At 73.1% G+C, this 13,221-nt stretch carries 10 protein-coding genes; 6 read left to right on the forward strand and 4 right to left on the reverse strand.

Annotated features, from left to right (window positions below; translation table 11 throughout):
* Positions 1–37 precede the first annotated feature (37 nt).
* The 3 genes from ABD352_RS13360 (at position 38) to ABD352_RS13370 (ending at position 4,571) form a co-directional block, all read left to right on the forward strand.
* Complete coding sequence (locus tag ABD352_RS13360) at positions 38–1,897, forward strand: ABC transporter ATP-binding protein (RefSeq protein ID WP_344612709.1); 1,860 nt, start codon at positions 38–40, stop codon at positions 1,895–1,897.
* Complete coding sequence (locus tag ABD352_RS13365; RefSeq protein ID WP_344612634.1) at positions 1,894–3,663, forward strand: ABC transporter ATP-binding protein; 1,770 nt, start codon at positions 1,894–1,896, stop codon at positions 3,661–3,663. Before ABD352_RS13360 ends, ABD352_RS13365 begins: the two co-directional genes overlap by 4 nt.
* 467 nt (positions 3,664–4,130) lie before the next feature.
* The gene (locus ABD352_RS13370; protein WP_344612635.1) at positions 4,131–4,571 is read left to right on the forward strand and encodes a hypothetical protein; all 441 of its coding nucleotides are present in this window, start codon (positions 4,131–4,133) and stop codon (positions 4,569–4,571) included.
* A gap of 10 nt (positions 4,572–4,581) precedes the next feature.
* On the opposite strand, the gene ABD352_RS13375 is transcribed toward ABD352_RS13370, so the two are convergent.
* The 4 genes from ABD352_RS13375 to ABD352_RS13390 form a co-directional block, all read right to left on the reverse strand.
* Positions 4,582–5,172 (reverse strand): TetR/AcrR family transcriptional regulator, encoded by a 591-nt coding sequence (locus ABD352_RS13375; RefSeq protein ID WP_344612636.1) that lies wholly within the window; start codon positions 5,170–5,172, stop codon positions 4,582–4,584.
* A 113-nt stretch (positions 5,173–5,285) separates the two neighbouring features.
* Positions 5,286–6,023, reverse strand: a complete 738-nt coding sequence (locus tag ABD352_RS13380) for an ABC transporter permease (protein WP_344612637.1) — start codon at positions 6,021–6,023, stop codon at positions 5,286–5,288.
* A 3-nt stretch (positions 6,024–6,026) separates the two neighbouring features.
* Positions 6,027–6,815, reverse strand: a complete 789-nt coding sequence (locus ABD352_RS13385) for an ABC transporter ATP-binding protein (protein ID WP_344612638.1) — start codon at positions 6,813–6,815, stop codon at positions 6,027–6,029.
* 141 nt (positions 6,816–6,956) lie between these two features.
* On the reverse strand, positions 6,957–10,217 hold the full coding sequence (locus ABD352_RS13390; RefSeq protein WP_344612639.1) for a hypothetical protein: 3,261 nt from the start codon (positions 10,215–10,217) through the stop codon (positions 6,957–6,959).
* A gap of 358 nt (positions 10,218–10,575) precedes the next feature.
* Here ABD352_RS13390 and hisI point away from each other — a divergent pair, with 358 nt between their 5' ends.
* The 3 genes from hisI to ABD352_RS13405 are packed head-to-tail and all read left to right on the forward strand — an operon-like array spanning position 10,576 to position 13,108.
* The gene (gene hisI / locus ABD352_RS13395) at positions 10,576–10,863 is read left to right on the forward strand and encodes a phosphoribosyl-AMP cyclohydrolase (protein WP_425553538.1); all 288 of its coding nucleotides are present in this window, start codon (positions 10,576–10,578) and stop codon (positions 10,861–10,863) included.
* Entirely contained in the window at positions 10,860–12,395 is a 1,536-nt protein-coding gene (locus ABD352_RS13400; protein ID WP_344612641.1) for an anthranilate synthase component I, read from the forward strand. Before hisI ends, ABD352_RS13400 begins: the two co-directional genes overlap by 4 nt.
* Positions 12,392–13,108 carry a Trp biosynthesis-associated membrane protein gene (locus ABD352_RS13405; RefSeq protein ID WP_344612642.1) on the forward strand — a complete coding sequence of 239 codons (717 nt, stop codon included), beginning with the start codon at positions 12,392–12,394 and terminating at the stop codon, positions 13,106–13,108. The genes ABD352_RS13400 and ABD352_RS13405 overlap by 4 nt, the downstream gene beginning before the upstream one ends.
* The last annotated feature ends 113 nt before the right edge of the window (positions 13,109–13,221 follow it).

Consider the following 13,221-nt stretch of genomic DNA (forward strand, 5'->3'; position numbering starts at 1 on the left):
ACAGGACTCATTGGGGGCTGATGTGACCAGCGGCAAGGTGCTCGGCAAGGGCCTTCGGGTGCTGGGGCACGCCGTGCGTGACGAGCCTCACATGTTCGCCGTCTCGGTCGTCGGCAGCGTGCTGTTCAGCCTCCTGACCATCGCCACCGCCTTCGTCTCCGGTGCGGTCGTCGGCCGGATCGTCGTCCCCGCCTTCGACCAGGGCCACGTCGCCACCGGGACGCTGCTGCTCGGCGGCCTCGCCATCCTGTCGGTCAGCCTGGGCAAGATCCTCGGCATCTTCGGCCGCCGGCTCGGTGCCGGCGCGATGCAGTTCAACCTCCAGGCGAAGTACCGGCGCGCGGTGACCCGCCGCTACCTGCGCCTGCCGCTGGCCTGGCACCAGCGCCACCCGACCGGCACCCTGCTGTCCAACGCCAACGCCGACGTGGAGTCGGCGTGGTATCCGATCGCCCCATTCCCGTTCGCGGTCGGCACCATCGTCATGCTCGTCGCCGCCGTCGTCTCCCTGTTCCTCACCGACTGGGCCATGGCGCTGGTCGGCGTGGCGATCTTCCCCGCCCTGCTCGGGGTCAACGTGGCCTACTCGCGTCGCATGTCGCCCCGGGTCGCCCTGGCCCAGCAGCTGCGGGCCGAGGTCAGCACGGTGGCGCACGAGAGCTTCGACGGCGCGCTGGTGGTCAAGACCATGGGCCGGGAGGCGTCGGAGACCGAGCGGTTCGCGGACAAGGCGGTCCAGCTGCGCGACGCCACCATCCGGGTCGGGCGGATCCGGGCCCTGTTCGACCCCGTCCTCGACGCGCTGCCCAGCATCGGCACGCTCGCCGTGCTGCTCGTCGGCGCCTGGCGCTACAAGCATGGCGCGGCCGAGGTCAGCGAGGTCGTCAGCGTCACGTTCCTGTTCACCGTGCTGGCCTTCCCCGTCCGGGCGATCGGCTGGGTCCTCGCCGAGCTGCCCCGCAGCGTCGTGGGCTGGGAGCGCATCCGCCACGTGCTCGACGCCGAGGGCGACACCGTCTACGGCGAGACCGGCCTGACCGGCACCGGCCCGGCCGCCCTGCGCTTCACCGACGTCCGCTTTGCCTACACCGACGCCGAGGGCAACGGCCCCGACGTGCTCTCCGAGGTCACGTTCGAGGTGCCGGCCGGGCGCACGGTCGCGCTCGTCGGCCCGACCGGCTCCGGCAAGTCGACCATCGCGGCGCTGGCCGCCCGGCTCGTCGACCCCGGCGCCGGCACCGTCACCCTCGACGGCGTCGACCTGCGCGAGCTCGCCCAGGACGCGCTGGTCGGCAGCACCGCGCTGGTCGCCCAGGTGCCGTTCGTCTTCGACGACACCATCCGCGGCAACGTCACGCTCGACCGGGCCGGCGTCGACGACGACACGGCCTGGCGGGCGCTGCGCCTGGCCCAGGCCGACGGGTTCGTCGGGCACCTCGCCGACGGGCTCGACACCACCGTCGGCGAGCGCGGCACGTCCCTGTCCGGCGGCCAGCGGCAGCGGCTCACCATCGCCCGGGCCCTGGCCGGCTCGCCCCGGCTGCTCGTGCTCGACGACGCGACCAGCGCCGTCGACCCGCGGGTGGAGGCGGCCATCCTCGCCGCGCTGCGGCGGGCCGACGGCGCCACCCAGGCGGCCTCGATCCTGGTCGTGGCCTACCGGCGGGCCACCATCGCGCTGGCCGACGAGGTGGTCTACCTGGAGCGGGGCCGGGTGGTGGCCCGCGGCACCCACGCCGAGCTGCTGGCGACCGCGCCCGGCTACGCCGACCTGGTCACCGCCTACGAGAAGGCCGAGGAGGAGCGGGAGCGCGAGCACGCCTTCGACGCCGACCGCCTCGACGACGGCCTGGACCGCGCACTGGACGGGCTCGACGAGGAGAGCGTGACCGCATGACCACCGTCGAGAGCGTCTCGCGGACCTCCATCCTGCGGCGCGGCCTCGCGCTGTCACCCGAGCTGTTCACCGGCCTGGCCGGCACGCTCGGCCTGGCGCTGCTGGCCACCGCCGGCCGGGTCGCCGTGCCCGTCGCCATCCAGCAGGGCATCGACCGGGGCATCCGCGCACCGGGCGGGCCCGACCTCGGCATCATCGGCACCATCGTGGGCGTCACGGCGGCCGTGCTGTTCGTGACGATGATCAGTGCGTACTTCATGAACGTGCGGCTCTTCACCGTCAGCGAGACGGCCCTGGCCGGCATCCGGGCCCGCACCTTCCGGCACATCCACGACCTGTCGATGCTGCACCAGCAGTCCGAGCGGCGCGGCGCGCTCGTCTCCCGGGTCACCGGCGACGTGGACCAGATCAGCCAGTTCCTGCAGTTCGGCGGGCTGCTGTTCGTGGTCAACCTGGGTCAGCTCACGGTCACCACGATCGTCATGTTCGTGTACTCGTGGCAGCTGGCCCTGGTGGTCTTCGCCGCCTTCGCCCCGCTGGTCTTCGTGGTGCGGTTCTTCCAGCGGCGGCTCAGCGTGCTGTACCTGGAGGTCCGCGAGAGCGTCGGCGCGATGCTCGGCGTCATCGCCGAGAGCGTCGTCGGCGCCCCGGTCGTGCGCGCCCACGGCATCCAGGGCCGCACCGCCGAGCGGCTCGACGGCTCGATCGAACGCAGCCGCCGCGCCCAGTTCCGGGCCCAGACCAACAACGTGGTCAGCATGAGCTTCGGCGAGCTGTCCGCCGGCCTGGCCCTTGCCGGGGTGGTCGTGGTCGGCACGCTGTTCGGCGTCGGCGGCCACCTCACCGTCGGGCAGCTCACCGCGTTCCTGTTCCTGGCCACGCTGTTCGTCCAGCCGGTGCAGGTCGCCACCGAGGTGCTCAACGAGGCCCAGAATGCGATCGCCGGCTGGCGCCGGGTGCTCGACATCATCGAGACCGAGCCCGACGTGGCCGACCCCGGCCCGTCCGGCCGCGCGCTGCCGGACGGCCCGATCGACGTCCGCTTCGAGCACGTCCACTTCGCCTACCCCGACGGCCCCGAGGTGCTCACCGACGTCCACCTGACCGTCGCCGCCCGCACCCGCGTCGCCGTGGTCGGCGAGACCGGCAGCGGCAAGACCACCTTCGCCAAGCTCCTGACCCGCCTGATGGACCCGACCAGCGGCCGCGTGCTGCTCTCCGGCGTGCCGCTCGCCGACGTCCGCTTCGACTCCCTGCGCAGCCGGGTCGTCATGGTCCCGCAGGACGGCTTCCTCTTCGACGCCACCATCGCCGACAACGTCCGCTTCGCCCGCCCCGACCTGACCGACGCCGACCTCACCCGCGCCTTCACCGAGCTCGGCCTGACCGACTGGCTCGACTCCCTGCCGTCGGGCCTGCAGACCCAGGTGGGCGAGCGCGGCGAGGCCCTGTCGGTCGGCGAGCGCCAGCTGGTCGCCCTGGCCCGCGCCTACGTCGCCGACCCCGACCTGCTGGTCCTGGACGAGGCCACCAGCGCCGTCGACCCGGCCACGGAGGTCCGCCTCCAGCGCACCCTGGACGCCGTGACCCGCGGCCGCACCACGATCGCCATCGCCCACCGCCTGAGCACCGCCCAGTCCGCCGACGAGGTCATCGTCGTCGACCACGGCCGCGTCGTCCAACGAGGCCCGCACGCCGCGCTCCTGACCGACCCCACCTCCATCTACGCCCGCCTCTACGCCTCCTGGCTCGAACAAACCCGCTAACCCTCGCGCCGCCGCCTCGGCCCCTCGCGGCGCTCGGTCTGTGCTTGCGACGCCGCCCTTCTAGCGCGGGGCGGTCGCCTCCGTGCGTGCGGCGCTGGGTCTGTGCTTGCGCCACCGCCCACCTTGCGCGCGGCGTGGCCTTGGCTCTCGCGGCGCTCGGTCCGCGCTCGCGGCGTCGCCTCGGCCCTCGCGGCGTGGCCTCGGCTCTCGCGGCGTGGCCTCGGCTCTCGCGGCGTGGCCTCGGCTCTCGCGGCGCTCGGTCTGTGCTTGCGACGCCGCCCTTCTTGCGCGGGGCGTCGCCTCCGTGCGTGCGGCGCTGGGTCTGTGCTTGCGCTTTGCGGGCGTTTCGTGGCCGGGCCGTGTTCGTCACACGCTGGGGCGACGTTTGTCACCGGGACGGTGTCCATTTACGCACGGCTCTATGTTTCGTGGGCCGGGGTCGGGTGGTGATGGCCTAGATTGGCAGGATGGCAGCCGGGGAGCGGCCGTACGTGCCGGTGCCGGTTCGTATCGCGGTCACGGGATTCAACGCGGTCGGGGGCGTCATGCTGACGCTGGCGCTGGCCGCGTTGGGGGTGCTGCTGTCGGGGCTGCAGGTGGATCCGGTGACTCAGGGAGGTACCGGATATCTGGACTTCGTGCTCTTCTTCAACGCCGTGCTGTTCCTGTCGCCGTTGGCGGCCGTGGTGGTCTTCCTCGGGCTGCGGGTCAAGCGGGGGGAGCACTGGGCGTGGCTGGCCAGCCTCGTGTTCTGGGGCTTTGCCGGGACGATGATGCCGCTGCTGGCCTGGCTGCTCGAAGCGCCGACGCCGTTCGGGCTGGTGCCGGTGCTGTGTGCCGGGACGCTGCTCGGGTTGTTGCTCACGCCGCAGGCCCGGGTCCACTGCGCCGAGCCCGACGAGGAGTGAGCGCCGAGGGCTACGGCAGGGGGTCGGCGAGGTAGCGCTGGATGGTGGGGGCGATGTTGCGCACGACGTCGTCCGGGGGCATCGAGGCCAGGGGTTCGAGCTTCAAGATGTACCGCATCATGGCCATGCCGATCATCTGGGACGCGACGAGGGCGGCGCGCCTCGGGGCCTCGGCCGGGTCGAGCTGCAGGGCCCTTGTCGCGCGGCGCAGGATCTGGGTGACCAGGAACTCGCGCAGCATGCGGGCCGACCACTCGTGCTGCATCGCGCTGCGGAGGAGGGCCGCGGCGGCGGTGCCGGCGGGGGAGTCCCACACGGTCAGGAACGCGGTGACCAGGCGCTCGCCGACGCCGTCCAGGCCGGGCTCGAAGACCTGCGGCAGGATCTGGCCCGGGTCCATGGGGGCTTCCATCGTGGCCAGGAACAGCTGGTCCTTCGGGCCGAAGTAGTGGTGCACCAGCGCCGGGTCCACGCCGGCGCTGGTCGCGATCTGCCGGATGGACGCCCCGTCGAAGCCGCGTTCCGCGAAGGCGGTGCGCGCCGCGGTCAGGATGGCCTCGCGCGTGTCCTGGTTGCCGGGGCGTCGTCCGGTGCGGGGCATGGGCCTCTTTCTGCCGTTCGTCGGGGACCGGGCGGCGCCTGCTTCGCGGCTTCCGCGCGCAGGCGCCGTGGTCGTGGTGCGGTCCCTGCCGTCCGGGGACCTCGCGAACAGGGCTAGGCGGTCCGGCGGCGGAGTGTGGCCGCACCGAGCAAGAGTGCCACGAGCACGCAGCCGACGATGATCGCCAGGTCTCGCCACATGATGGCGGTGGGGTCGGTGTGGGTGCCCAGTTCGGTGAGGGCCTGCACGGCGTACGACATGGGAAGCACATCGCTGATCCCCTCCATCCAGCCCGGCATGCGATCGCGGGGCTGGAGCAGGCCGCAGAGGAGGACCTGGGGCAGTACCACCGCGGGCATGAACTGCACGGCCTGGAACTCGCTGTCGGCGAAGGCGCTGACCAGCAGGCCGAGGGCCATGCCGAGCACCGCGTTGCCGACCGCGATCACGCCGACGAGCCACGGCGGGCCGAGCGTGTCCAGGCCGAGGAGCCAGAACGCGAGGGTCGAGACGACGGCGGCCTGCACGGCGGCGGCGACCGCGAAGGCGATGCCGTAGCCGAGCAGGATGTCGACCTTGCCGATCGGGGTGGTGAGGAGCCGCTCCAGGGTGCCGCTGGTCCGCTCGCGCAGCATCGCCACGCTCGTCAGCAGGAACATGATGACCAGCGGGAACACGCCGAGCATGATGAGCCCGACGCGGTCGAAGAGCAGTGGGTTGTCGTCGTAGAGGTACCGCAGCAGGGTCAGCAGTACCGTCGGGACCACGAGGATCATCGCGATCGTCCGGCGGTCGTGGCGCAGCTGGCGCAGGATTCGGCCGGCGGTGCCGAAGGTCAGTCGCAGCGACATGGGTCAGGCCACCTTCTCCGGGTCGTTCGCCTGCTTCTCGGGGTCGTTCGCCTGCTTCTCGGGGTCGGTGGCCTGCTTCTCGGGGTCGGTGGCCTGCACGAGCCTGAGGAACGCTTCGTCCAGGTCGTCGGTGCCGGCGTTCTGCCGTACCGCTGCGGGGGTCTCGTCGGCGATCAGCTGGCCCTCGCGGATCAGCAGGAGGCGGTCGCAGCGGCCGGCCTCGTCCATCACGTGGCTGGAGACCAGCAGGGTGGAGCCCGCCTTGGCCATGGCGTGGAAACGCTGCCAGAGCTCGTTGCGTAGGACCGGGTCCTGGCCGACCGTCGGCTCGTCGAGGACCAGCAGCTGGGGCCGGCTCACGATCGCGCAGGCCAGCGAGGCGCGGGCGCGCTGCCCACCGGAGAGCTGGCCGACCAGCTGGTCCTTGGCCGTGCTCAGCCCCACGTCGGCGACGGCCGCGTCGGCCTCCTTGGCGCCGAGGCCGTAGAGCGAGGCGAAGTACCGCGCGTTCTCGCGGACGGTCAGGTCGGCGTACACGCTCGGCGCCTGCGTGAGGTAGCCGACCTTGTCGCGCAGCGGCCGCGAGCCGGCGGGGTGGCCGAGCACCGTGACCCGGCCGCTGACGATCTTCTGTACGCCGACCACGGCGCGCATGAACGTGGTCTTCCCGCTGCCGCTCGGTCCGAGCAGCCCGGTGACGCTGCCGCTGGGCACGCTGCAGGTGAAGTCGTGCAGCACCCGCCGCTTGCCGCGCGCGATGACGAGGTGCTCGACCTCGATCGCGTTCCCCATCGTCGGTCCCTTCTCCCTGCATTTCAACGCCTGTTGAAATCAACGCTAAATGAAATCTGCCCGCGTCGTCAAACCTGTAAATGCGACAGGGGCGGACCGGAGTGTCCCGGCCCGCCCCTTTTAGGAGCCTTCAGCGGTACTTCAGAGAGACAGCACCCGCTCCAGGAAGTCCTTGTACTGCCGCAGCGCGACCCGCAGCGCCTCGGTGTCGGGCCGCTTCGACGACTTGCCGGGGTTCAGCGCGTGCTGCTGCTCCTGCAACTTCTCCGCCAGCGTCTCGATCGCGTCGCTGACGACGGCCGACGCCCGCGCGACCGCCTTGACCGGGTCGTCGACGAACTTGGACTCCGCCTTCACCAGCCGCTGCCGGAACCTGTCCGCCCGCTTCTGCTTCCACAGCACGATCCGCCGCTCGACAATGTCCCCAGGCGCCAGCTGCGCCGGCGCGACGGCCGCGTACTCGAGCTCGTCCTCCTCCTCGAGGTCTTCCTCGAGGTCCTCCTCGAGCAGGACGACCGCGATCGGCGCTTCGTCCTCCTCCTCGCCGTCGACGTCGTCGGCCGAGGCCAGGAGGAACGCGACTTCCACGTCCTCGTCCTCGTCCTCCTCGTCGTCCACGAACGCCACGACCTCGCCGCCGTCTTCGTCGTCCTCGTCCTCGGCGTCCGCCTCGGCAACGGGCTCGTCGTCGGCTTCCTCGGCCTCGATCTCCGCCTCTTCGGCGACCTCGGCCGCAGCCTCGTCCTCGGCGGCCTCATCTTCGTCGTCCTCGTCCTCGGCGTCCGCCTCGGCAACGGGCTCGTCGTCGGCTTCCTCGGCCTCGATCTCCGCCTCTTCGGCGACCTCGGCCGCAGCCTCGTCCTCGGCGGCCTCATCTTCATCGCCCTCGGCGTCGACGTCCGCGACCTCGACGATCTCGACCACGACCACCGCAGCCTCGGGCTCGTCCTCGTCCGCCTCTTCGTCGTCCTCGGCGTCCGCCTCGGCCACGGGCTCGTCCTCGTCGCTCTCGGCGTCGACGTCCGCGACCTCGGCGATCTCGACCACGACCACTTCCGCCTCGGGCTCGTCCCCGGCGGCTTCGCCCTCCAGCTCCGCCTCGGCTTCCTCGGCCTCAGCGACGGCCTCTTCGGCAGCTTCCTCCGCGGCTTCCGCCTCAGCGACGGCTTCCTCAGCGGTCTCTTCCGCAGCCTCGGCCTCGGCGATGGCCTCTTCGGCGGCGTCCTCCGCGACCTCGGCCTCGGCGACGGCCTCCTCGGCAGCTTCGTCCGCGGCTTCCGCCTCAGCGACGGCTTCCTCGGCGACTTCCTCCGTGGCTTCAGCGATGGCTTCCTCGGCGGCCTCTTCGGCGGCCTCAGCTTCGGCGACGGCTTCCTCAGCGGCTTCTTCCGCGGCCGCGGCCTCAGCGACGGCCTCTTCGGCGACGTCCTCCGCGGCGTCGGCTTCGGCGATCGCCTCTTCGGCGGCCTCTTCGGCGGCCTCAGCTTCGGCGACGGCTTCCTCGGCGACGTCCTCCGCAGCGTCGGCTTCCTCGGCGGCCTCTTCGGCTGCCTCGGCCTCGGCGATGGCTTCCTCGGAGACTTCGTCCGCGGCTTCGGCCTCTGCGACGGCCTCTTCCTCGGCGGTGGGCTCCTCGGCAGCCTCTTCGTCGGCCTCGGCGACGGCCTCCTCAGTGGCCTCGGCTTCGGGCTCCGCGTCGGTCTCCGCCGCCGGTTCCTCGCTCGGCTCGTCTGCGACCTCGTCCTCGGTCTCCGCCGCGGGCTCCTCGCCGGCGTCCTCCTCGGTCACCGCTTCCGGTTCGTCCGCAGCCGCGACGTCCTCCGCGTCCGCAGCCGGTTCGTCGCCTTCCTCCGCCTCGACCTCCGCGACCGGCTCGTCATCGTCGTCCGCCTCGCTCTCCGCGGCGTCGGCGTCGCTTTCCGCGGCGGGCTCGGCGTCGCCCTCGGCCTCGGCTACCTCCGCCTCGGCTACCTCCGCCTCGGCTACCTCCGCCTCGGCATCCTCATCGGCGGCGTCTTCGACGACCACCTCGGCGGCCGGCTCGTCCGCGGCCTCCTCGCCCTCGTCCGTGGCCTCGTCCGCAACGGCCTCGACCGTCTCGTCCGCGGCTGCCTCGGCCTCGTCGGCGTCCGCCTCGTCGCTGGGCTCCGCCGCGGCCTCGACGTCGTCGGCCGCCTCGGCGGCGGGCTCCTCGTCGGCCGTCTCCGCAGCCTCCTCGTCCGCCTCGGCGTCGACCGCTTCGGCCTCAACCGCGGCCTCCGCCTCGGGCTCCTCGTCGGCCTCCGCCTCGGGCTCGATCTCCGCCTCGGCCTCGGCGTCCGCCTCGGTCTCGTCGGTCGTGGCTGCCTCGGCGTCGTCGGTGCTCGCCTCAGCCTCAGCGTCGTCCGCCGTGTCGTCAGCGTCGTCGGCCACGGCCTCCGCCTCGACCTCGGCCTCAGCCTCGACCTCCGCCTCAGCCTCGGCGTCGTCGGCCGTGTCGTCAGCGTCGTCGATCGCGGCCTCGGCCTCGGCCTCGGCCTCGTCGGCGGTCTCGGCGACGACCTCAGCCTCGTCGGCCGCGGCTTCCGTCTCGGCGACGGCCTCGCTGTCCTCGGCTTCGGGCTCGATCACAGCCTCGGCCTCTTCGACCGCGGCCTCGGCGTCCAGCTCGGCAGCGTCGTCGGTGTCCTCGGCGGCGGCCTCGGCCTCGGGCTCCGCGGTCTCGGTCTCGGCCTCCGGCTCGGCGGCAGCCTCGGTGTCCTCGGCTTCGGCCTCTTCGACCGCGGCCTCGGCGTCCGGCTCGGCAGCGACCTCGGCGACGGCCTCGACCTCGGCGACGGCCTCGTCATCGGCGGCGGCCTCGGGCTCCGCGGTCTCGGTTTCGGGTTCCGGCTCGGCTTCGGTGTCCTCGGCCCCAGCCTCGGTGACCTCGATGGCCGCCTCCTCGTCGCCGGGTTCGGCGACGGCCTGCTCCTCGGCGTCCACAGCGGCCTCGGCGGGCTCCGCCTCAACCTCCGCGTCGGCCTCGGCGACCTCAACGGCCTCGGCGTCGGCCGAAGCCTCCGCCGAGGTGTCGGTCTCGACCGTGGCGGCCTCTGCGTCGGTGGCTTCCGGGGTGTCCTCGTCGGGGGCCGGGCCGACGATGGCGGAGATGTCGTCCGGTACGGCGACGGAGATGGCCGGGGTGTCGGCCAGCGGCTCGGTGGCGGTCGGGGCGTCGTCGGCGGCGGGAGCGGAGGTGGACTCAGCGTCGGCGGAAGGAGCGTCGTCGGAGGCGGAGGCGGAGGCGGAGGCGGCGGCCGGGGCGTCGTCCAGGGGCTGGCGGGGCTCCGGGATGACGGCCTCCGCCGGGTGGTCCTCGGGGGCCGACACTTCAGGGGATGGGCTCGACTGGTTGTTCGGCGGGGTGAAGTTTGGATGCATCGTTGGGTCCTCCGTCCGCTCGGTCCGAACGGGGGCAGCCACCCGCTCGGACTGCTGTGGGCTCAGCGCTGGGGTCGCGGACGCCGGGAGGCCGAGCGGCGCCCGGGAACCGACGACCGCACGAACCGGCGGTGGGGTGCCCCCAGCGGAAGACGGGTAGGGGGTGTCCGTCGGCGAGCGGGGAAGGGTGGGCGACCGCGCAGATCTTCCGTGCGGCGCACCGCCAAGGTACTCCCTCAACACCAGCAGCCATAGACCCCGAACCGCTGAGTATCCGCGGTGCGGGAGAATTGATGCTGTGTCGTCGAACCTTGATCCAGAAGTCGCCCGGCGTTTACGTCGGAACGAGGCCGGGCTGGTGCCCGCGGTCGTCCAGGAGCACGGCACCGGGCAGGTGCTGATGTTGGCCTGGATGGACGACGAGGCGCTGCATCGGACCCTCACGACGGGGCGGGCGACGTACTGGTCGCGCAGCCGCAACTCGTACTGGGTCAAGGGGGAGACCTCCGGCCACGCGCAGCACGTGAAGTCCGTGGCGATCGACTGCGACGGCGACACCTTGCTGATCACGGTCGAGCAGACCGGCGCCGCGTGTCACACCGGCAACCACACCTGCTTCTTCACTCCACTGGAGGTGGCCGGATGACCACCGGCGCCGTGGCCCCGGACGAGGCCACCTTCCGCGAGCTGGCGCGCACCCGCCGGGTGGTGCCGGTGACCCGCCGCCTGCTGGCCGACGGCGAGACGCCCGTCGGGGTGTACCGCAAGCTCGCCGGCGGCCCCGGCACCTTCCTGCTCGAGTCGGCCGAGCAGGGCGCGGGAGCGGCCGGGGCGGTCTGGTCGCGGTACAGCTTCATCGGCGTCCGCAGCATGGCCACCCTCGTGGAGCGCGACGGGCGCGCGCACTGGCTCGGCGCCCCGCCGGCCAACGTTCCCGTGGACGGGGATCCCACGGAGGTACTGCGGGCCACGATCGAAGCCCTCACCTCCGACGACGCCGACCTGCGCGGCCTGCACCTGCCCCCGCTGTCGGGCGGGCTGGTCGGGTTCCTGTCCTACGACGCGGTCCGTCGCTTCGAGCGGCTGCCCGAGCTGGCCCTGGACGACCTGCACCACCCCGAGCTGGGCATGATGCTCGCGACCGACCTGGTGGCGCTCGATCACTTCGAGGGCGCGGCGCTGCTCATCGCCAACGCGGTCCTGCCCACGGCCGGGGCGGACGAGGCGACCGTCGCCGCCGCGTACCACCAGGCGATCGGCCGGTTGGACGCGATGACCACGGCGCTGTCCCGGCCCACGCCCCCGCTGGTGTCCACTGTGGACCGTGTGGCGCTCGGCGACGTGGTCAGCCGCACCCCGGCCGGGGAGTACCCGAAGGCGGTCGAGGCCGCCAAGGAGGCCATCCGCGCGGGGGAGTGCTTCCAGATCGTCGTCGCCCAGCGCTTCGAACGGGCCACCGACGCGGACCCGCTGGACGTCTACCGGGTGCTGCGGACCACCAATCCCAGCCCGTACATGTACCTCCTGCGCTTCGACGGCTTCGACGTCGTGGGGTCCTCTCCCGAGGTACACGTGAAGGTCGACGGCCGGCGGGCACTGCTGCACCCGATCGCCGGCACGCGATGGCGCGGGGCCACGCCGGAGGAGGACGCGGCGCTCGCCGCCGACCTGCTCGCCGACCCGAAGGAGCGGGCGGAGCACGTGATGCTCGTCGACCTCGCCCGCAACGATCTCGGGCGGGTGTGCAAGCCCGGCACGGTCGAGGTGCCCGAGTTCATGACCGTCGAGCGGTACTCCCACGTCATGCACATCGTCTCGACCGTCGTCGGCGAACTGCACGACGACCGCAGCGCCTTCGACACGCTCGCCGCCACGTTCCCGGCCGGCACCCTGTCGGGGGCCCCGAAGGTCCGCGCGATGGAGATCATCGAGGAGCTCGAGCCCACCCGCCGCGGCCTGTACGGCGGGGTCGTCGGCTACTTCGGCTTCGGCGGCGACATGGACACCGCCATCGCCATCCGCACCGCCATGATCCGCGACCGCATCGCCTACGTGCAGGCCGGCGCCGGCATCGTCGCCGACTCCGACCCGGCCGCGGAGGAGACCGAGACCCGCAACAAGGCCGCCGCGGTCCTCGCCGCGATCGCGACCGCCGAGACCCTCCGGCCGGCCCGGTGAACAGCACCCCCGACCCGGCGAACGACCCCGGCTCCCCGCGCGACCGCGGCGAGGCGTCGGCCGGCCGCGGCGAGGCGTCGGCCGGCTCGGCGCGCGACCGTGCGGGGGCTCCGGCCGGCTCGGAGGCCGAGCGCGGGGCCGCCGGCGGGGTGACCAAGGGCCGCAGTGCTTCGGGCGGTGCCCTGAGCGGGCGGCGGGGGCTCGCGACCACGGCGGTGGCCTGTGCCGTCGGGGCCGGGCTGGTGCTGCTGGCCGCGACCCGGGGCTGGCAGGACCTGCTCACCGCCCAGCCGGCGCCGCTGCCACCCGTCACCGAGCACCGGACCGGCGCCGAGATCGCCCCGTGGCTGCCCGCCCTCGGCGTGGTCGCGCTGGCCGGCGCCGGCGCGCTCTTCGCCACCCGGGCCGCGGCCCGGATGGTCGTCGGCGTGCTCCTGATCCTCTCGGGCGCCGGGATCGCGGTCGCCGCCCTGGTCACACTCGACGACCACGTCAAGGTCGCCTGGCCGCTGCTGTGCGCCCTCGGCGGCCTGCTCGTGCTCGTCGCCGGCGTGATCACGACCCGCAAGGGCCGGTCGTGGCCGGGGATGGGCGCCCGGTACGAGCGCCCGGCCGCCCCCGCGGAGGTCAAACGGGACCGCCCGGCGTCCCAGGCCGAGCTGTGGGACGCCCTGGACCGCGGCGAGGACCCGACCAAGGAAGACCGCCCCTGAGCGACCCCGCTCGCGCCCGCCCGCCCCGGGCGCGAAGGCCGGGACGCGCCCGCCAGCGTCAGCCCGTGAGCGGGTATGCCGCAGCCATGGCCTGCCCGCGGAAGCGGTGCAAT

The organism is Dactylosporangium salmoneum (assembly GCF_039532525.1).
Taxonomy (GTDB): Bacteria; Actinomycetota; Actinomycetes; order Mycobacteriales; family Micromonosporaceae; genus Dactylosporangium; species Dactylosporangium salmoneum.

What these genes read in the sequence shown, in the direction of transcription:
- ABD352_RS13370 (WP_344612635.1), top strand. Translation starts at nt 4,131, where the DNA reads ATGGCAGCCGGGGAGCGGCCGTACGTGCCGGTGCCGGTTCGTATCGCG.
- ABD352_RS13385 (WP_344612638.1), bottom strand. Translation starts at nt 6,815, where the DNA reads ATGGGGAACGCGATCGAGGTCGAGCACCTCGTCATCGCGCGCGGCAAG.
- ABD352_RS13375 (WP_344612636.1), bottom strand. Translation starts at nt 5,172, where the DNA reads ATGCCCCGCACCGGACGACGCCCCGGCAACCAGGACACGCGCGAGGCC.
- ABD352_RS13400 (WP_344612641.1), top strand. Translation starts at nt 10,860, where the DNA reads ATGACCACCGGCGCCGTGGCCCCGGACGAGGCCACCTTCCGCGAGCTG.
- ABD352_RS13390 (WP_344612639.1), bottom strand. Translation starts at nt 10,217, where the DNA reads ATGCATCCAAACTTCACCCCGCCGAACAACCAGTCGAGCCCATCCCCT.
- ABD352_RS13365 (WP_344612634.1), top strand. Translation starts at nt 1,894, where the DNA reads ATGACCACCGTCGAGAGCGTCTCGCGGACCTCCATCCTGCGGCGCGGC.
- ABD352_RS13380 (WP_344612637.1), bottom strand. Translation starts at nt 6,023, where the DNA reads ATGTCGCTGCGACTGACCTTCGGCACCGCCGGCCGAATCCTGCGCCAG.